We start from the raw sequence: 20,309 nt of genomic DNA on the forward strand, positions 1-20,309 counted from the left end.
TTGCGAAGGAAAATTGATGGAGAATATTTTTAATAAAGATTCTGATATTGAACTTATAGATATAGAAAATTCTATTAAAAGTAGTTATTTAGATTATTCTATGAGCGTTATTATCGGTCGTGCACTTCCTGACGCTAGAGATGGCTTAAAGCCTGTTCACAGAAGAATACTTTATGCTATGAATGATCTTGGCGTAGGAAGTAGAAGTGCATATAAAAAATCTGCTCGTATAGTAGGGGATGTTATCGGTAAGTATCATCCACATGGAGATATAGCAGTTTATGATGCTTTGGTTAGAATGGCTCAAGATTTCTCTATGCGTTATCCAAGTATCGATGGACAAGGAAACTTTGGTTCTATCGATGGTGATGGCGCTGCTGCAATGCGTTATACTGAAGCTAGAATGACAATTTTAGCAGAAGAGCTTTTACGCGATATAGATAAAGATACGGTAGATTTTGTTCCAAACTACGATGATTCTATGAGTGAGCCCGATGTTTTACCTGCTAGGGTGCCAAATTTATTATTAAATGGCTCTAGTGGTATTGCTGTAGGTATGGCGACAAATATTCCTCCGCATAGTCTTAACGAGCTTGTAGATGGACTTTTGTATTTGCTTGATCATAAGGATGCTAGTTTAGAAGATTTGATGCAATTTATCAAAGGTCCTGATTTCCCAACGGGTGGGATAATTTATGGCAAAAAAGGCATTATCGAAGCTTATCGCACAGGGCGTGGTAGAGTAAAAATAAGAGCTAAAACTCACATAGAAAAAAAATCCAATAAAGACATTATCGTTATAGATGAACTTCCATATCAGACTAATAAAGCAAGACTCATAGAACAAATTGCAGAGCTTGTAAAAGAAAAGCAAATCGAAGGAATTTCAGAAGTTAGAGATGAGAGTGATAGAGAAGGAATTCGTGTTGTAATCGAACTCAAGCGTGAGGCGATGAGTGAGATAGTGCTTAATAATCTTTTTAAATCTACTACAATGGAAAGTACTTTTGGTGTGATTATGCTTGCTATTCACAACAAAGAGCCAAAAATCTTTTCTTTAATTGAACTTTTAAATCTTTTCTTAAACCATAGAAAAACAGTGATTATCAGACGAACAATTTTTGAACTTCAAAAAGCAAGAGCAAGAGCTCACATTTTAGAAGGTTTAAAAATAGCTTTAGATAATATTGATGAAGTTATAGCTTTAATTAAAAATAGTCCTGATAATACTACAGCAAGAGATTCTTTGGTAGCTAAATTTGGACTTACCGAGCTTCAAGCTAATGCGATTTTAGATATGAAACTCGGCCGTTTAACAGGACTTGAAAGAGAAAAAATTGAAAATGAACTTGCAGAGCTTATGAAAGAAATCGCAAGACTTGATGAGATTTTAAAAAGCGAAACTTTGCTAGAAAATCTTATCCGCGATGAATTAAAAGAGATAAAAAGCAAATTTGATGTGCCGCGTATTACGCAAATAGAAGATGATTATGATGATATTGATATTGAAGATTTGATTCCTAATGAAAATATGGTTGTAACCATTACTCATCGTGGATACATTAAAAGAGTGCCAAGTAAACAATACGAAAAACAAAAACGCGGTGGAAAAGGTAAGCTTGCTGTAACGACTTATGATGATGATTTTATCGAAAGTTTCTTTACTGCTAATACTCATGATACATTAATGTTTGTTACTGATAGAGGACAGCTTTATTGGTTGAAAGTTTATAAGATACCTGAAGGCTCAAGAACAGCTAAAGGAAAAGCGGTTGTTAATTTGATTAATTTACAAGCTGATGAAAAAATCATGGCTATCATTCCGACTACTGATTTTGATGAAAACAAATCCTTATGTTTCTTTACTAAAAATGGTATAGTAAAACGCACCAATTTAAGTGAATATCAAAATATCAGAAGTGTGGGTGTAAAAGCGATTAACTTAGATGAAAATGATGAATTAGTTACTGCTATTATCGTTCAAAGAGATGAGAATGAAGAAACAGGACTTTTAGATGATGACAGTCTTAATGATGAAAATACAAACTCTGATGAAAATTTAATTGAATCCATTAAGGGTAAAATGCTCTTTGCAGTGACTAAAAAGGGTATGTGTATTAAATTTCCTCTTGCAAAAGTGCGTGAGATTGGTCGCGTAAGTCGTGGGGTAACAGCTATTAAGTTTAAAGAGAAAAATGACGAATTAGTAGGTGCTGTTGTTATAGAAAATGATGAGCAAGAGATTTTAAGTATCAGCGCTAAGGGTATAGGAAAGCGAACAAATGCGGGAGAATATAGACTTCAAAGCAGAGGCGGAAAAGGTGTCATTTGTATGAAGTTAACCGATAAAACCAAAGAGCTTATTAGCGTTGTAATTGTAGATGAAAGTATGGATTTAATGGCACTAACAAGCAGTGGTAAAATGATACGCGTTGATATGCAAAGCATTAGAAAAGCGGGGCGTAATACCAGTGGTGTTATTGTGGTTAATGTTGAAAATGACGAGGTGGTTAGCATCGCTAAATGTCCTAAAGAAGAGCTTGAGGATGAAATAAGCGATGAAAACTTAGATTTAAATTTATAATAGTTATTTGAGTTGGAACGCTTTTTGCTTTTTTATCAAATAATTACAATATTTTGAAGGTGTAAATATGAAAAAATTTTATTTTATGCTAATAATAGCAGGAATTTTTGCAGGGTGTACAGCGAGTACAAACAGTACTACAGCTAAAAATCCAAATAGTCCAAGTACTTCAGCTCAAGCATCGGATATTGTTGTTCAAAAAGTGGATAAAGACGATGTTCGTGATATTATTAGAGAAGAAAAAATGCTAGCTCCTGATGTAAGCGAAAGTGAGCTTAGTTTTAGTGCTGTAGGAGAAGGAATTGCTCCTCTTAATACTGTTTCAAGTGCTCAAGCTTTAGCATTAGCAAAAAGAGCCGCAATTACAGATGCTTATAGACAGCTTGCAAGTAAGCTTTATGGCGTTAAAGTTAATGGTAAAGATACTGTAAAAGATGCAATGCTTAGAAGCTCAACCATCACTGCACAAGTAAATGGTTTAATTAAAAATGCTAGCATAATTGATGAGAATTTTAATCAAGGCCTTTACAGAGTTAATGTAGAACTTAAGATTGATGCGGACAAGTGGAAAGAATTGTTTGCTTATTAATATTTTTTAGTTTTAAACTAATTGCCCAAGATGAATTTATATTTTGGGCAGAACTTTCTAACAAAAATTTAATCCTTTTTCATCAAAGTCAAAATTTATCCCCTGCAATGACGCGTAGTGAAAATACTATAAGTGAATTTGCTTGCGAAATTTCTTATACTGATGATGATTTAAAAAAACTTCCAAGAACAGAATTGGGTATGATAGATGATGATATGTCTAAGGCTATTAAATTTGATTTTTTAAATGCCCATAAAGATGAATTAAGTGATTGTTTTATGGGTGCTAGAATTTCTGTAAAAGATATAGTCAAAACAGACTTGTTAAAAGCACAAAATGAAACCTATGTTAAAATTTTACCTTTGCGTTTTAGTGTAGAATTTGGAGAAAGAAATGCTTTGATTTACTATCTTAAAAAAAAGTAAATTTAAGCCGTATTTTGCTATTATTTGCTAAAAAATCAAAGGCTAGTTATGAATTTGGTGATTGTTGAAGATGATATCAATATGCGAAAATCCCTTGAAATAGCTCTTGGGGAATATGAAGAATTTCAAATAAAATCTTACAAATCAGCCACAGAAGCTTTAAAAAAAATTGATTCAGATACAGATTTGATTATTACAGATATTAATATGCCTGGAATTGATGGACTAGAATTTATTAAGGCTTGTGAAAATAAATATGATTTTATCATTATGACAGGAAATGCAACTTTAAATCGCGCCATAGAAGCGGTACGCTTAGGTGTGAAGGATTTTTTAACTAAACCTTTTGATATAGAAACTTTGGTTGAGGCTATCAAGCGTGCAAAAGTTATTCGAGAAAAAACTGCGGATAAAAAAATAAAAAAGCAAGAAGAAAAACAAGAAAATGGTTTTTTCTCGAGTTCTGATAAATTAGAACAAGTTTTAAGCTTGAGTCAAAAGGCTGCTAAAACAGATGCATCAGTTATGCTTTTTGGTGAGAGTGGCGTGGGTAAAGAAGTTTTTTCACGTTTTATTCATCAAAATTCTAAACGCTCCCAAAAGCCTTTTGTAGCTATCAATATGGCTGCCATCCCTTCAAATTTGATAGAAAGTGAGCTTTTTGGATTTGAAAAAGGGGCATTTACTGATGCTAATGCCACCAAAATAGGACTTTTTGAAATGGCAAATAATGGAACTTTATTTTTAGATGAAATAGGTGAAATGCCTTATGAAATTCAAGCCAAACTCTTAAGGGCCTTGCAAGAAAAAGAAATCACAAGACTTGGAAGTACTAAAAGTATCAAAATAGATGTAAGGATTATTAGTGCGACCAATGCAAATTTGCAAGATAAGATCGATAATGGAGAATTTAGATCGGATTTGTATTATCGTTTAAATACAGTTCCTATTAATATACCCCCTTTAAGAGAAAGAAAAGAAGAAATTTTGGGCATAGCGCAAAAAGTTTTAGAAAATACTTGTAAAGAGTATGAGCTCGAAATGAAAAAAATAAGTCAAGAAGCTCAAAAAGCTTTGCTTGAATATAATTTTCCAGGCAATATAAGAGAGCTTATTTCTATAGTTCAGCGTGCTTGTATTTTAAGCGAGGGATTAGAAATTTCAGAACAAGATTTATTTTTAGAAGCAAGAAGTGTAAAAAAAGATGTAAAAAATTTAGAAAAAGAATTGCTAGAGCAAATTTTAGAGCAATGTGAATTTGATAAAGAAAAAGTAAGCAACGAACTTGGAATGAGTATAGAAAATTTAAACAATAAAATCAAACAATACAAAATAAAGGAAAAATAATGTCAAAAAAACAAAAAATAGCTATAGTTGGAGCAACAGGTGCGGTTGGAGAAGAGCTTTTAAATGTATTAGATGAGCTTGATTTTCCAGTTGAGAGTATTTTGCCTTTGGCTAGTGCAAAAAGCGCAGGTAATCAAATAGAATTTAGAGGCAAATCTTATACAATAAAAGAGCTTACCGAGGATGTTTTTAGAGAAAATCCTGTAGATATAGCTTTTTTTAGTGCAGGCGGAAGTGTAAGTGAAAAATATGCTAAATTTGCTGTAGAAGCAGGTGCTGTGGTAATTGATAACACAAGTCATTTTAGAATGGAAGAAGATGTGCCTTTAGTCGTTCCAGAATGCAATCCTGAAGATATTAAAGAATGGAAAAAAACAGGTATCATTGCAAATCCAAATTGTTCAACTATACAAATGGTGCATATTTTAAAACCTTTAAATGATGCTTTTGATTTAAAGCGTGTGGATGTAAGTACCTATCAAGCAGCAAGTGGAGCAGGTAAGGAAGGTATGGAAGAATTGGTTCGCGCAATGCAAAGCTTTTTTGCTTTCAAGCTTGATGAATTTGAAGCTCAAACATTTCCTCATACTTTAGCACTTAATTTGATTCCTCAAATTGATGTATTTATGGATAATGGCTATACAAAAGAAGAGCTTAAAATGATCAATGAAACACAAAAAATTCTTCATAAAAATTTAGAAATTTCAGCTACTTGTGTAAGAGTTCCAGTTTTAAGAAGTCATAGTGAAGCAATTACTATGCATTTTGCAAAAGAAGTAGATGTAAATAAAGCAAGAGATATACTCCAAAATGCACCAAGTGTTGTTGTTATAGATGAACCAAAAGATAAAAAATATCCTATGCCTTTAATGACTAGCGATACAAATGAAACCTATGTGGGTAGAATTCGCTTAGATGTTGCACATAAAAATATACTTCATCTTTGGTGCGTAGCAGATCAAATTCGCGTAGGTGCTGCTACAAATGCAGTGCGCATTGCTCAAAAATGGTTAGAATTAGAAAATAAATAAAAGGAGTAAAAGAGTGTTAGAGAAAATTTTTGAATCCTTGCTTGTTAAAAGTCGTATTGTTACAATTTTACCCGTAATATTCGGTCTTGTGGGCGCTTTTGTTTTATTTTTTATTGCAAGCTATGATGTTTTAAAAGTAATTCTTTATACTTATCAATATTTCTTTAGCGCTGGAATCAAGATTGATTTACATGAAGATGTGGTAGCTTTGATTATAGGAGCTGTAGATCTTTATCTTATGGCTTTGGTTTTATTTATTTTTTCTTTTGGAGTGTATGAACTTTTTATTAGCGAGATAGAAGAATTTAAACAAACCAAGCAAAGTAAAGTCTTGGAGGTGCATAGTTTAGATCAGCTTAAAGATAAGCTTGCAAAAGTGATTATCATGGTTTTGGTAGTAAATTTCTTTCAAAGGGTATTACAAATGAAATTTGCTACTCCTACAGATATGGCTTTTCTTGCCGGATCTATTTTAGCTCTTTGTGTGGGGCTTTATTTTTTACACAAGGGCGGACATTGAGGCTTGATTATCTTTTTTTGATATAATTAAAATTTTGGTTTGTAAGGGTGATTATGAAAAAGCTATTTTTGATTTTATTGGCGGTAATTAATGTTTTAACTTTTTCTTATGCGGCTCCCTTAGATGAAGTTTTTAAAGATGTTGAAGTTTCGGGCGTTGTGCGCTATAGATACGAGACGCAAAGGGTTAAAAAAACAGATAATAAAAACAAAAAACACAATGTTACAAACCGCACCGAAATCACTATAAAATAGAGGTAGGATATGTTTCGTTACTTGACAATTTTTTCGATTTTTGTTGTAGCGCTTTTTGGTATAAATTTGAAGTCTTTTTTTACTTATACTTTTGATGCAAATAAACAATACGATATGGTTCAAGCCAAGGATTTATATTTTAAAAATAAATGCAATACTTGCCATGGAGATAATGCTGAAAAAAGTGTCGCAGGTTCTAGAGTATTAAAAGATATGTCTCCTGAGGATATTAAAGCGGCCTTGGTGGGTTATACTCTTGATGGTAGTACTTCTGCTAATGCTTCACAAATGGCTTTTTATGCTAGAAATTTAAGCCACGATGATATGGATAATATCATTGCGTATATCAAGGGTGGAAATTTTGCTGTTGATTTGCAAGTGAAAGATTTATTAGAAGAAGAACCACCGCAAAAAACGAAACATAATACTTTTTTAAAATAAAATATTGAGTTTAATTTAATGAAAGGATGGATAAGATGAAAAAAGTTACTTTAGTTTTTAGTGCCTTAGCTTTGGCAAATTGTTTATATGCAAAAACAATTAATTTAGGAGTAGTGTTGCCATTAACAGGACCAGTGGCTGCTTATGGGCAAGATGTTTTTAATGGTATAGAACTTGCTAATAAATTAAATGCTAAGTTAGATAATGGTGATGAAGTAAAGTTAATCGTTATTGATACTAAAGGCGATAAACTTGAAACTACAAGTGCAGTAAATCGTCTTATAGCGCAAGATAAGGTTATAGGGATTATAGGAGAGGCTACCACGCCAAATACTATACAAGCTATATCAATTGTAGAAGATAAAAAAATTCCACTCATTGCTCCAGTAGCTTCAGGAGATAAACTTCTAGAGGGCAAAAAATACGCTTCTCGTGTGTGCTTTAGCGATAGTTTTCAAGGGGATAAATTTGCGAGTTATGTTACAAAAGAATTAAACCTTAAAAATGCTGTTGTTATTATAGATCAAAGTAATGTTTATTCTTTAGGACTTGCAAAAGCTTTTGAAAAATCTTTAAAAGAGAATGGCGGTAAGGTGATCAAAAAACTTGCAATCAGTTCAGGCGATAAAGATTTTAGAGCTGTAGTTTCACAGCTTAAAAGTTTAAATCCTGATTTTGTTTATATGCCAATTTATCATCCTGAAGCTGCTCTTATTGCTAGACAAGCTAAACAAATTGGTTTTGATAAATTATTAGCTGCCGGAGATGGGGTTAATAATCAAACTTTTATAGATTTGGGCTCAACTGCTGTAAATGGAGTGGTTTTTACAGATAGTTTTGACTCAAGTAACCCTTCTACTGCTCGTGGTAAAACTTTTATCAATGAATATGAAAAAATAAAAGGCAATGCAAATCTTCCAGCTTTTTCAGCTATGGGTGCGGATGCTTATTATGTAATGCTAAATGCTATGAATGCTTGCCAAAATACACTTACTAGCGAGTGTATCAATGAAAAAATCCATCAAACAAGCAATTATGAAGGTGTGGGTGGAATTATTAGCATTGATGCAAGCGGTAATGCAATTCGTCCTGTTGTTATAAAAGAAATACAAGATGGCAAGCAAGTTTATAAAACTTTAATCAATCCATAAGGAAAAGTAATGAAAAAGAAAATAATTTTAGCAGCAGCTTTGGCTTTAAGTTTACAAGCAAAAGAAGTAAATTTAGGAGTTGTTTTACCTTTAAGCGGGGCAACGGCAGCTTATGGACAAAGTGCTTTAGAGGGTATAAAATTAGCTAATGAAATGCAAAGTACTTTAGCTAACGGAGATAAAATCAATCTTGTTGTTTTGGATACTAAGGGAGATAAGATCGAATCCGCAAGTGCTGCTACCCGCCTTGTAAATCAAGATAAGGTATTAGGACTTATCGGTGAAATGGTTACTGCAAATACTTTACAAGTAATGCGCATAGCTGAAGAAAATAAAGTTCCTCTTATCGCTCCTGCTGCAACAGGAGATAAGCTTTTAGAAAACAAATTATATTCAAGTAGAGTTTGCTTTATGGATAGTTTTCAAGGCTCATCTTTGGCAAAATACGCTTTTGAAAAATTAAACCACAAAAAAGCTGTAATTGTGGTTGATCAAAGTACGGATTATTCTTTAGGACTTGCTAAGGCTTTTGAAAAAGAATTTAAGGCTAAGGGTGGTGAAATTTTAAAAACTCTTAGAGTAAATTCAGGCGATAAAGATTTTAAAGCTATTGCAACTCAAATTAAAATTTTAAATCCTGATTTTATTTTCCTTCCGCTTTATTATAGTGAAGCTTCTTTGTTTGTTAGACAAGCAAAGCTCATAGGTTTAAATACCCCAATGGGTTCAGCTGATGGGGTTGCAGATGCTACTTTTATTAAATTAGCAGGCAATGCAAGCGAAGGATATATTTTTACAGATAGCTTTGATGCAAACAATCCTACAACCCAGCTAAGTAAAGATTTTATAGCTAAATACGCAAAGGAAAATCAAAGTAAAGAGGTTCCAAATTTTACAGCTATGGGAGCGGATGCTTATTTTGTAATGTTTAATGCTATGAATGCTTGCCAAAATACACTTACAAGTGAGTGTATTAATGAAAAAATTCACCAAACAAACAATTATGAAGGAGTTTCCGGGGTTATTAGTATCGATAAAAGCGGAAATGCAACTCGTTCTGTGGTAGTGAAAGAAATTAAAAATCAAAAACAAACTTATAAAGATACTATAAATCCTTAGGAAAAATATGGACTCTACTTTATTTTTACAACAACTTGTTAATGGTCTTAGTCTAGGCAGCATGTACGCACTTATTGCCGTGGGCTATACCATGGTATATGGTGTATTAAGGCTGATCAATTTTGCACACGGTGATATTATGATGGTGGGTGCTTATATAGCCCTTTTGTTGATAAATTTTTTTTCTCCAATTATCAATCATTTAAATCAAACTTTTTTTGGTAGCGATGAGCTTGGAAAATATCTTGTTGTTATTTTTGCAGCTGCACTTGTGGCTTCTATGATCTTTTCTTCTATTGTGGGAATATTGATAGATAAAATTGCCTATAAGCCTTTAAGAAAAGCTCCTAGAATTTCATTATTGATAACTGCAATCGGTATTAGCTTTTTTTTACAAAATCTTTTTAATGTGATTTTTACTTCAACCGAACAGCAATTTCCAGCACCACCAATATTTGAAACTTTGGTTAGCATAGGCGGTGTTAGTACAACTTTAGGTTCGTTGCTTGTACCTTTAGTAACTCTAGTAGTAATGCTTGGAGTCCTTTTTATCCTTTATAAAAGTAAATACGGCATAGCCATTCGTGCTTTGGCTTTTGATATACAAACTGTAAATTTAATGGGAATTAATGCAAATAGAATTATTGCCATTGTTTTTGCTTTAGGATCTGCTTTAGCTGCTCTAGCAGGGATTTTTTGGTCGAGTAATTACTATTCTGCTTATCCTACTATGGGGACTTTAGTTGGACTTAAGGCCTTTGCAGCAGCAGTTTTAGGAGGGATTGGCTCTGTAGTAGGAGCGGTTCTAGGAGGACTCATCATAGGATTGACTGAAGTTATGGCCGTGGCTTTCTTTCCAGAGCTTTCGGGTTTTAAGGATGCTTTTGCTTTTATTTTTCTTGTGTTTATCTTACTTTTTAGACCAACGGGAATTTTGGGCATAAATTTTGAAAAGAGTAGGTTTTAAAAATGGTAAAAATTAAAATTTCAGCTTTAGTTTATATTGTTTTAGCTATTGCTTTTATTATGCTTGCTCCACAATTTTTTGATGGCTATGGTATTGGTATATTAAATCAAATTGCTATTTATATTACTTTAGCAGTAAGTTATAATTTAATCAATGGTGTCACAGGTCAGTTTTCTTTAGAGCCAAATGGTTTTATAGCAGTAGGTGCTTATGCTGCGGCTCTAGTGCTTTTAAGCTCGGAACAAAAATTAGATTTATTCAGTTTAGAAGACCCAAATCCTATCATTTTAGCTTTGCATACAAATTCTTTCATCTTAGCACTTTTAGTCGCTGGCTTTAGCGCTTGTGTTTTATCTTTAATCCTTGCTTTTGCTGTTTTTCGTGTAAGAGGGGATTATCTAGCTATTGTAACTTTAGGTTTTGGTATTATTATCCAAAAATTAGCGATTAATTTTCCAAGTTGGACAAATGGATCTATGGGCTTAAATGGTATTCCTTTGCTTTCAAATCTTTATTGGACAGGTGGAGTGGCGATTATATCTGTTATTTTGATTTTAAATTTGGTTTATTCTAAATTTGGCAGGGCAATGCAAGCAATTAGGGATGATGAAGACGCTGCAAGCGCTATGGGAGTAAATACTTTTTGGACTAAAACTCTTGCTTTTGGAACTTCTGCTTTTTTAGAGGGTGTAGGTGGAGGACTTTTGGTTTGTCTTCTTGCCTCTGTTTCTCCAGAGCAATTTGGTTTTGAATTTACTTTTATGTTGCTTATAATTATAGTTTTAGGCGGCTTAGGTTCTACTACGGGAGCTATTTTGGGAGCTATTTTGATCATAGGTGGAAGAGAGTGGTTAAGATTTTTAGATGAAATGCAGATTAAAATCGATTTTCTAGGTATCGATATGGGTTCTATGCCAGGACTTAGAATGGTGGTTTTTTCTTTAATTCTTATTTTAGTTATGCTTTTTGCACGACGCGGAATTTTTGGCGATAGAGAGCTTAATTCCTTCTTTAAAAGACCTTCTAAAAAAGGACTTAAATAATGATTTTGGAGCTTAAGAATATTACTAAAAAATTTGGGGAAGTGAGAGCTATTAATGAAACTTCTTTTCATATTAAAGAGGGTGAAATTTTTGCTCTAATTGGTCCTAATGGTGCGGGCAAAACAACACTTTTTAATATTATTACAGGCAATTATAAACCAACAAGCGGAGAAGTATTTTTTCAAAATAAGAAAATTAATGATTTAAAGCCTCATAAAATTGTGCATTTAGGCATAGCAAGAACCTTTCAAAACATTAGATTATTTTCAAGTATGAGTGTGCTTGAAAATGTTATGATAGGTTTTGATAAACAAATGAAATATAGCGTTTTGGAAGCTTTTTTGCATTTAGGTCGTTTCCATAGGGTTGAGCAAGAATTTAAAAATAAAGCTTATAAGCTTTTAGAAGAACTCGGTATTAGTGAATTTGCAGATGAGAAAGCTACGAGTTTAAGTTATGGTCAGCAAAGAAAAGTTGAAATTGCAAGAGCTATGGCTACAAACCCAAAACTTCTTTTACTTGATGAACCTGCTGCAGGTATGAATTCTAGCGAAAGCGATGAATTAGCAGAGCTTATTTTAAAGCTTAGAAAAGACTATAAGATCAGCGTTTTGCTTATAGAGCACGATATGAAATTTGTTAATAAGCTTTGTGATAAAGTTTTGGTGCTTGATTACGGTAAGACTATTTTTGAAGGAAAAATAAGTGATGCTGTAAATCATAAAGAGGTAATTGCTGCTTATTTGGGAGATTTTGATGCTAGTAGTTAAAAATTTGCATGTTTATTATGGCTTGATTGAAGCAGTTAAGGGCATAGATTTTAAAGTAGAAACAGGTCATATAGTTTCTCTTATTGGCTCTAATGGAGCAGGAAAGACTTCTACTCTCAATGCGCTTTTAAATGCAGTAAAACGAACTGGAGAAATAAATTTTTTAGGTTATGATACAAAAAGGCATCTAACTCATACTTTGGTGCAAAAAGGTATAGCTTTAGTGCCTGAAGGAAGGCGCGTTTTTATCAATCTTAGTGTCGAAGAAAATTTAAAAATAGGTGCTTATAATAATAGTGAAAACTATGAGCACTTAAGAGAGCAAATGTATAAGTTATTTCCAAGACTTGCGAGCAAAAAACATGCTATGGCAGGAAATTTAAGTGGAGGGGAAGCTCAAATGCTTGCTATTTCAAGAGCTTTGATGAGCGAACCTAAGCTTTTAATGCTTGATGAGCCCTCGCTTGGACTTGCTCCTAAGATAGTTGGAGAGGTTTTTGATATCATAGTGCGTTTAAAGGAAGAGGGCATTACTATACTTTTAGTGGAACAAAATGCTTACTCTGCGTTAAAGATAAGTGATTATGCTTATGTTTTAGAAAATGGACTTATTGCAATGCAAGGTGAGGCTAAAAAACTCATAGGCGATGACAATATTAGAAAAAAATATTTAGGATTATGATACAGAGGTTAGGATATGAAAAATATTATTAAAAGTGTGGGTGATTTAAGAATTTCTATAGTTTTATTTTTGCTTTTTGCTTTATCTTGTGGCTTGGCAACCTTTATAGAGAGTGCTTATGGTACACCTACTGCATGGGCAATGGTATATGATAGTTTTTGGTTTGAGTATATACAGCTTTTGTTAGGCATAAATTTATTATTTGGAATGTTTCGTTATAAGATGTTTGCTCTAAAAAAAATGCCTTTGATGATTTTTCATTTTTCTTTTCTTTTTATCTTGCTTGGCTCTGCTATGACTCGTTATGGTGGTTTTGAAGGTTTATTAGCGATTCGAGAGCACACTCAAAATGCTTTAGTTGAAAGCTCTAAAACCTCTTTAAGAATTTCTACTATTAAAGATGGCGAGCGTTATACTTCCGTAAATGATCGTTACATAGGAAATTTACCTTTTGCAAATTCTTTTAAATTAAATTTAAATATGGGAGATGAAAAAGCTGTTTTAAAATATGAAAATTTAATTTTAGATGCAGATTATACTTATAAAGAAGATAATGTTTCTTCACCCTTGCTTGTTTTGACTATTTCTGAAAAAAATTCCCAAGGTGCGAATTTGGAATTTAGATCAGGAGAGGTACAAAATATCAACGGAATTAATTTTGCCTTTATGAATGATGATGTGGCTAAACCTTATATCAAAATAGATAAAAATTTAAAATTAAGCTCAAGTGAAAATTTAAGCGTTTTTAACATGAAAAAAGGCGAGAATTCAACTCTTAAAATTGGCGAAAAGGCAGATGCTAAAGATCTTAGATTATATAGTTTGGATAATTTAAATTTTGTAGTGAAATTTGCTTCTTTGCATGGAGCTCAAGAAATTCAAGGTGTTAACAGGCCGCAAGATGAAAGCTTTTGGCTATGGTTTAAATCAGCTTGGTTAGAATTTGCAAGAACTATAATGATATCAAGCTTTGGGGAGCCACAAAACTGGAAAGCTTCATGGCTTACGAATTTTAAAGATTTTGCTATGAGTAAGGATTATCAAGCTTTGGAATTAAAAGGAGTACATGCGCTAAAACTTCAATTAGATTATAAGAATGAAAGTAAAGAATTTTATGTATTTGAATACAATAAACCTACCGTAGTAGAACTTGCTGGGCAAAAATTCTTTATTTCTTGGGCGCTTGCATATGAGCAATTGCCTTTTGAAATTTATTTAAGAGATTTTGTTATAGATCGTTATCCTGGATCTATGTCTCCTGCTTCTTATGCAAGTGAAATTACGGTTAAAAATAATGAAGATAATTTCGATTATAGGATTTTCATGAATAATGTGTTAGATTATAAGGGTTATAGATTTTATCAAAGTTCTTACGATCAGGATGAAAAAGGGACGATATTATCAGTCAATAAAGACCCGGGTAAAATTCCTACATATATAGGTTATTTCTTGCTTTGTTTAGGTATGTTTTTAAATTTCTTAAACCCACATTCAAGATTTAGAACTCTAGCAAGACTTATCAACAAAGACGCTCTGAAGCATACTGCTAGTGTTTTGGCTTTATTTGTAGCTTTATTTGGAGCAGATAAAATGCTTGCTCAAGATTTAAATATAAGCTTAGAGCAAAATATACCTATAGTGGATAAAGCACATGTTAAAGAGCTTAAAGCCCTTATCGTGCAAAAATCTGTAGATGGTAGAATGATACCTTTTGATACTTTAGCTAGAGAAATTTTGGAAAAAATTCATAAGAGTGCAGACTATAAAGGACAAGAAGCAAGCGCTATAATGCTTTCAATGCTTATCAATGTAGATTTATGGCAAAATGAAGCCTTTATTTTAATGCCAAGCAATAAAAATGTTCGTGAGGCTATCGCTGAAATTTTAGAAATTTCTCCAGAATTAAAATATGTCAAATATAAGGATTTCTTTGATGCTAATAATCGTTACAAACTTCAAAAATATGTGGAAAATGCTAACCGCAAAAACCCAAATGCTAGAGGGGTATTTGATAAAGAAATCATTTATTTAGATGAAAGAGCAAATGTTGTAAATTTGGTTTTTAGTGGAGAACTTTTTAAATTTATTCCTATACAAAATCATGACAATAATGCATGGTTGGCTCCTTTTTCTGCTATTACAACACTTAAGGATGAAGAGGGTCAGTTTGTTTTTACACTTATAAAAAATTATTTTTCTTCTGTGGACTCAGCTTTTCATGATGGAAATTGGACAAGAGCTAATGAAGCTTTAGGTTTTATCAAACAATATCAAGAGAAAATAGGGCATGAGGTTATGCCTAATAAAACAAAAGTAGAGATGGAAATTTTTTCAAATAAAGCTGAAATTTTTGTCAAACTTGCTCCTGTATATTTAATCGCGGGATTTTTATTGTTGATTGTTCTTTTGATTAAAATGGTTGCGCCAAAACTTAAAATTTCTCTTATATTTAAAGTCATTTATATTTTAAATATTTTAGCCTTTATAGTCCATACTGTAGGACTTGGATTGCGTGCTTACTTAGCAGATCATGCTCCTTGGAGTAATGGATATGAGAGTATGGTTTATATAGCTTGGGCTTTATCTCTTTCAGGAATTTTCTTTTCCAGAAAAAGTCCGATTGCTTTATCTTTGACTTCTATACTTGCGGGTATTGTTTTAGCTGTGGCTCACTTAAGTGAGATGAATCCACAAATTACAAATCTTATGCCAGTGCTTAATTCGTATTGGCTTAGTATCCATGTGTCAGTTATTACTGCTAGCTATGGATTTTTAGGACTTTGTTCTTTGCTTGGAATTTTTACTTTATTGTTAATGTGTTTTTTAAAAGAAAACAATCAATACAATCAAAGTATTTTAAGAAATATCACAGAAGCAACTCGAATTAATGAAATGTCAATGATTTTTGGACTTTGTTTGCTTACTGTTGGAAATTTCTTAGGTGCAATTTGGGCCAATGAGAGTTGGGGTAGATATTGGAGTTGGGATCCAAAAGAAACTTGGGCTTTGGTAAGTATTTTGGTTTATGCGGCTATTTTGCATATTAGAATGATTCCAAAATATTCTAATCAATTTACCTTTGCATTATGGAGTATGTTTGCTTATTGGGTTGTTATTATGACTTATTTTGGAGTAAATTATTTCTTAGTAGGTTTGCACTCTTATGCTGCAGGAGAAGCTGCTCAAATTCCTAGTTATGTTTATTGGGGAGTTGTGATTATGATTGTTTTAGCATTACTTGCAAGAAGAAAGCGTGAGTTTGTAGGCAAACTTTAATGAGCCATATTTTTTGGGTGATTATTTGCACCTCTGGAGCTTTGCTCCTCTTTTTGAGTTTGATAGCTTATTTGATTCTCAGTGATAATAAAAAGAAAAATAAAAAACAAAAAAATACTGAGAATACAGCTAAAGCCCGCAAATTTGATAATGATTTAAATAAGATGATAGCAGCGGCGAGTGATTTAAAATATAGCGATCGTGATTTAAGGGAGTTGGTAAAGCTCTTTGTTCAAACACATAAGCTAGGCTCTAAAACTTCTAAAGAATTAGATGAAAAAACAAAAAATAAATTAGAATTTGTATCCGCTTTAGCTGCTAACCCAAAAGCTAGCCCTCAAACTGTAAGTTTTTTAAATCAAGAGCTTAAAAAAATTTCTGCTTCTTACAAAAAAGAAATCGATGCCTATGAGCAGATGGGTTTAGCAAAAAGAAAAATCAAAGAAGAGAAATAAAACCGGATTTAAATTTTTTAAGCGTATGTGTTTTTAAAGAAATTACAAGCAATTATGGTGGAGTTTATATTTTGATAAAGAGATAAGAGAAGAGATATTACAGAGAGAAAGCATATTTTAAAGGCGCTAAAGGACGAGAGTTTGGGTGATGATATTTGAGATTGGTTGCAAGATGCAAGCAGAAAATATCTTGTTGTTTTACATACCATGATAAATTATAGTGTAGAAAGCTATGGATTATTTGGAGATGAAAGAGAGGTGGGTAGCTTTACAAGCGTAGGACACAAAGGTGTTGATGGTGGATAAGTTAAAGCAAAATTTTATTATCACATCTAATAATTACGCGGACAAAAATATGCCTATCAAGGAGTAAGTATGCGTTTTTATAAAATGCTTCTGGCTTTAATCTTAAGTACAAATTTAGCCAATGCTTATGATACTACTATTATTTATAATGAAGATAAACCTATTTTTAAACTTGATTTTTACAATAAAGGAGAAAATACGGTTTTTTGGTGAAACTGTTGCCTCTTCCTATACTTTAAATGAGATCCAAAGAAATGAAATCATTTGTGCGACTCAATTTTGGGCTAATATTATAGGAGCTAGTGCAATCAATTCTTCCCCCATTCCTATCAGTGTAAGTACCTTTGATATTCCAAATGCCAATGCATTATCTTATGATTTCTTTTCTAATCCTATATTAATAGGGTATTGCAAGGAGAAAGTATAGATACTATTAGACAAGAACTTATAGGTGTATCAGAAGATTTTTTTACTAAAGCAAGTGTAGAATACTTAGGGCATATTAATATGGGAAAGCTTGATTGGTATATAGCTTCTCATCCTACTACCCTACCTAAAAATGGGAATCAGTTTGATACTTTTTCTACCTTCACCCATGAGCTTTTTCATGCTTTAGGCGTGTTATCTTTAGCTGGTAGTTGTGGAGGAAATTTGGGACAATGTTTTAACGGTTTTTTAAACAGTTTTAGTGATCATTTATATGATCTTAATGGAGTAAAAGCTCAAATAGGAATGAGAATAGTTAAAACCCAAGCAGAGGTAGAAGAAGCTAAGTTAAAAGGAGAGACGGTTTTCTTAGTTAAGGACGATGGTGTTTATATTAATGGCAGTTTTAGCAATGCTTCGGGCAATGTTTATTTTAAAGGAGAAAATGTCGCAGAAGTTATTAAAAATGCTAAACTGGGTTATGATGGGGTTAATGGTATTTCTATCAATGCTTGGGAAGGGATTATATTAGATATGTCTCATATTGAGCTTGATAATTCTTTAATGAGTCATCAAAGTTGGCGTAATTATAACTTCTATATGGAAGCAGAATTAGCCTTGCTTCAGGATATAGGTTATAATTTTGATAGAAAACTTTATTATGGAGATTCTATTTACGAAAGCAATCTTTTAAACTGGCAAAGCGATCATGGTTATTATGCTAGAAAAGATGGCAAATGGCTTATAGGAGAATACAATCCTACAGAATACGGAGTGGGTTTGCATATCTATGGTAAAAATAATATAGCTACTCAAAGCCATGATATTTTATCAAGTGGCGTAGCTGCAAGTGGTATTCGTATAGATGGATCGAATAACCAATTGATTATAGCCAATGATACTAAGGTTCATACCTTAGGGGATTATTCTAATGCTTTATTAATCGCTTATGGAAAAGATCATGTTATTGAACATAATGGAGAATTAAAAGCTACAGGTAAAGAGGATATAGCCATCAATATAGATTTTGGGGATAACACTCTAGGCAATGCTGAAGAATACCGTGGCTCTTATATACATCAAATGTCTGGTAATAATCAAGACGATCTTGCGGAGTATAACCTAGATGGAGCCTTGGTTAAAAGCTTAAATCTTAATGCTGCTAGCTCTACTATAGGTTCTTTAGCTTCCATTTATATAGCTGATAATGCTTATGTAAACACTATCAACATAGCACAATGGGCTAAGGTAGAAGGAGATATTATTTGTAATTGGGATCCTAATAATGAAAAATTAGCAAATCAATACAAAGATAGCTTTTATATAGATCTTAATTTTGGTTCTGACTCTAGCTTATCAAGAGCTGCTTTCAATGCTTTAGATAATACTTGGAGTGTTAAAGCTAATGTATTAGTTATGATAATTTTAAAATGAATGTTAATGAGAATCTTAATCTACAAGGTAGTGCTTTTGTTTATGATTTAAACAATAAAGCCCATTTTAGCCTACTCGGTGCAGATGGCATCAACCCTTCTTTATTATATATTAAAAACAATTTCACTCAGGATTCAAATACTATCCTAACTGCAGGTATTAATGCTAATGGACAAAGTCTAGTATATGTAGGAGGTAATGCTAATTTAGCAGGAGCTTTTAATTTTTACATGTTAAAAGACTTTTATAAAGATAAAGTAGTGTTAGATCCTGATTTAATTAGCGCAAATCAAATTCAAGGTGCTTTTAATTCTATTGTTTATGATAGTAGTCTTGATTTTTCTCCTACTTTAAATTTTATCTATGATGCAAATACAAAAGAATTAGGAGTTGTTCGTGATTATACTCCTTATATTAAAAATTCAAGCGATATTTCTTTAGCTTATGCTTTAAATTCTTTAGCTCAGAATGGAAAATATGAAGATATTGCTTTGCTTTTTAAAGAATTGGACTTTGCTACAGATGCACAAACCATAGCTCAGGGTTTAAACGAGCTTAATGCTAAAGCTTATTTAGACAGTGCTAAAATTTCTTTAGATTTCCAAGAGGAGCTCAATAAAGAAGCCCTAAGCGATGTAAGAAAAGGATATGCCAATGAATGGCAAAGCTTCGTAACCCCATTTGGAACTTATCAAAGCTCAAGAGCTAATGGAGATTTTGATGCTTATAAAGGCTATGGAGGTGGAGTAAAGGCTAAAGCTATTAAGGGATTTGATAGTTTCAATTTAGGATTTAATTTGGTGTTAAATACTAATAATATAGATATAGATGATACCTTAGCTAATACAAAAACCACAGGGGCATATGCAGGCATTTTTTCTAAATATGATTTAGAAGATTTTTATCTTTTAGGAAGTTTTAGAATGGGTTATGAGCACACCAAGCTTAATAGAAATGTAAACATAGGAGCTTTTAGTGCAAATTATAATTCTAAGTTTAATTCTTATCTTACTTAGTGAAATGGTAGGTATAGGTAAAAGCTTTAATCACTATGGGGTAAGCTATGGACCTTTAGCTTATATAGAACACAGCTTCTTACATCACTTCGCTATCAATGAAGAAAATCAGAACTCTACAGCTTTAAATATTGATTCTAAAAATTTCCATGCTTTAAATTCTTTTATGGGATTTAATGTAAATTATGAAAAAGGTATGAGTGACAAAGCTATTGTGAATTTTTATTTCTTGGGTGGATGGAATCATTATTTCTTAGACTCTTTAAAAAACAATGCCAGCTTTAAAGATGCAAGTTTAAATAAATTCTATACCAAAAGCAAACTAAGCAATCAAGATTCTTTATACCTACAAGGAGAAATTGATTTTACTCATAATCAATCTTTCTTTACAAGATTAATGCTTTCAAGTGATATTAAAGATAATATAGACTTTAGCACCAAACTTGAAGTAGGAGCTAAGTTTTAGTAAAACA

Annotated in this window: 18 protein-coding genes and 1 pseudogene; all 19 read left to right on the forward strand. The window is 32.4% G+C overall.

All coding sequences use genetic code 11. The annotated features are described in order from the left end of the window. Positions 1 to 16: 16 nt before the first annotated feature. The 19 genes and pseudogenes from gyrA (at position 17) to KAR88_RS08985 (ending at position 20,302) form a co-directional block, all read left to right on the forward strand. On the forward strand, positions 17 to 2,584 hold the full coding sequence (gene gyrA / locus KAR88_RS00235; RefSeq protein WP_002788054.1) for a DNA gyrase subunit A: 2,568 nt from the start codon (positions 17 to 19) through the stop codon (positions 2,582 to 2,584). A 67-nt stretch (positions 2,585 to 2,651) separates the two neighbouring features. Continuing rightward, positions 2,652 to 3,173 (forward strand): flagellar assembly lipoprotein FlgP, encoded by a 522-nt coding sequence (flgP, locus tag KAR88_RS00240; RefSeq protein WP_002779060.1) that lies wholly within the window; start codon positions 2,652 to 2,654, stop codon positions 3,171 to 3,173. After that, a complete protein-coding gene (locus KAR88_RS00245; protein ID WP_002779058.1) occupies positions 3,149 to 3,598 on the forward strand; it encodes a hypothetical protein in 450 nt (149 codons plus the stop codon). The genes flgP and KAR88_RS00245 overlap by 25 nt, the downstream gene beginning before the upstream one ends. Before the next feature lie 48 nt (positions 3,599 to 3,646). Then, positions 3,647 to 4,945 carry a sigma-54 dependent transcriptional regulator gene (locus KAR88_RS00250; RefSeq protein ID WP_002790196.1) on the forward strand — a complete coding sequence of 433 codons (1,299 nt, stop codon included), beginning with the start codon at positions 3,647 to 3,649 and terminating at the stop codon, positions 4,943 to 4,945. Beyond that, entirely contained in the window at positions 4,945 to 5,976 is a 1,032-nt protein-coding gene (locus tag KAR88_RS00255; RefSeq protein WP_192801221.1) for an aspartate-semialdehyde dehydrogenase, read from the forward strand. The genes KAR88_RS00250 and KAR88_RS00255 overlap by 1 nt, the downstream gene beginning before the upstream one ends. A 13-nt stretch (positions 5,977 to 5,989) precedes the next feature. Next, positions 5,990 to 6,496 carry a YqhA family protein gene (locus KAR88_RS00260; RefSeq protein ID WP_002779051.1) on the forward strand — a complete coding sequence of 169 codons (507 nt, stop codon included), beginning with the start codon at positions 5,990 to 5,992 and terminating at the stop codon, positions 6,494 to 6,496. Between the two features lie 53 nt (positions 6,497 to 6,549). Further along, positions 6,550 to 6,750 carry a mini-MOMP protein gene (locus tag KAR88_RS00265; RefSeq protein WP_002779049.1) on the forward strand — a complete coding sequence of 67 codons (201 nt, stop codon included), beginning with the start codon at positions 6,550 to 6,552 and terminating at the stop codon, positions 6,748 to 6,750. A gap of 9 nt (positions 6,751 to 6,759) precedes the next feature. Beyond that, complete coding sequence (locus KAR88_RS00270) at positions 6,760 to 7,191, forward strand: c-type cytochrome (protein ID WP_002779047.1); 432 nt, start codon at positions 6,760 to 6,762, stop codon at positions 7,189 to 7,191. 35 nt (positions 7,192 to 7,226) lie between these two features. Next, complete coding sequence (locus KAR88_RS00275; protein WP_002783301.1) at positions 7,227 to 8,342, forward strand: ABC transporter substrate-binding protein; 1,116 nt, start codon at positions 7,227 to 7,229, stop codon at positions 8,340 to 8,342. Positions 8,343 to 8,351: 9 nt separating this feature from the next. Next, complete coding sequence (locus KAR88_RS00280) at positions 8,352 to 9,461, forward strand: ABC transporter substrate-binding protein (RefSeq protein WP_002779043.1); 1,110 nt, start codon at positions 8,352 to 8,354, stop codon at positions 9,459 to 9,461. Positions 9,462 to 9,468: 7 nt separating this feature from the next. Continuing rightward, a complete protein-coding gene (locus KAR88_RS00285) occupies positions 9,469 to 10,428 on the forward strand; it encodes a branched-chain amino acid ABC transporter permease (RefSeq protein ID WP_002779036.1) in 960 nt (319 codons plus the stop codon). Between the two features lie 2 nt (positions 10,429 to 10,430). After that, positions 10,431 to 11,471, forward strand: a complete 1,041-nt coding sequence (locus KAR88_RS00290; protein WP_002782148.1) for a branched-chain amino acid ABC transporter permease — start codon at positions 10,431 to 10,433, stop codon at positions 11,469 to 11,471. After that, positions 11,471 to 12,241, forward strand: a complete 771-nt coding sequence (locus KAR88_RS00295; protein ID WP_002790197.1) for an ABC transporter ATP-binding protein — start codon at positions 11,471 to 11,473, stop codon at positions 12,239 to 12,241. The genes KAR88_RS00290 and KAR88_RS00295 overlap by 1 nt, the downstream gene beginning before the upstream one ends. Then, the gene (locus KAR88_RS00300) at positions 12,228 to 12,923 is read left to right on the forward strand and encodes an ABC transporter ATP-binding protein (RefSeq protein ID WP_002782151.1); all 696 of its coding nucleotides are present in this window, start codon (positions 12,228 to 12,230) and stop codon (positions 12,921 to 12,923) included. The genes KAR88_RS00295 and KAR88_RS00300 overlap by 14 nt, the downstream gene beginning before the upstream one ends. 15 nt (positions 12,924 to 12,938) lie before the next feature. Then, positions 12,939 to 16,199 (forward strand): c-type cytochrome biogenesis protein CcsB, encoded by a 3,261-nt coding sequence (ccsB, locus tag KAR88_RS00305; protein ID WP_002834567.1) that lies wholly within the window; start codon positions 12,939 to 12,941, stop codon positions 16,197 to 16,199. Next, the gene (locus KAR88_RS00310; protein ID WP_002827297.1) at positions 16,199 to 16,654 is read left to right on the forward strand and encodes a hypothetical protein; all 456 of its coding nucleotides are present in this window, start codon (positions 16,199 to 16,201) and stop codon (positions 16,652 to 16,654) included. Before ccsB ends, KAR88_RS00310 begins: the two co-directional genes overlap by 1 nt. A 165-nt stretch (positions 16,655 to 16,819) precedes the next feature. Beyond that, on the forward strand, positions 16,820 to 16,960 hold the full coding sequence (locus KAR88_RS00315) for a hypothetical protein (RefSeq protein WP_002779018.1): 141 nt from the start codon (positions 16,820 to 16,822) through the stop codon (positions 16,958 to 16,960). Positions 16,961 to 17,029: 69 nt separating this feature from the next. Continuing rightward, a complete protein-coding gene (locus KAR88_RS00320; protein ID WP_002779017.1) occupies positions 17,030 to 17,173 on the forward strand; it encodes a hypothetical protein in 144 nt (47 codons plus the stop codon). Between the two features lie 438 nt (positions 17,174 to 17,611). Then, positions 17,612 to 20,302: pseudogene (locus KAR88_RS08985) on the forward strand (autotransporter outer membrane beta-barrel domain-containing protein). Positions 20,303 to 20,309 lie beyond the last annotated feature (7 nt).

Source organism: Campylobacter sp. JH23 (assembly GCF_017846595.1).
GTDB classification, from domain to species: domain Bacteria; phylum Campylobacterota; class Campylobacteria; order Campylobacterales; family Campylobacteraceae; genus Campylobacter_D; species Campylobacter_D coli.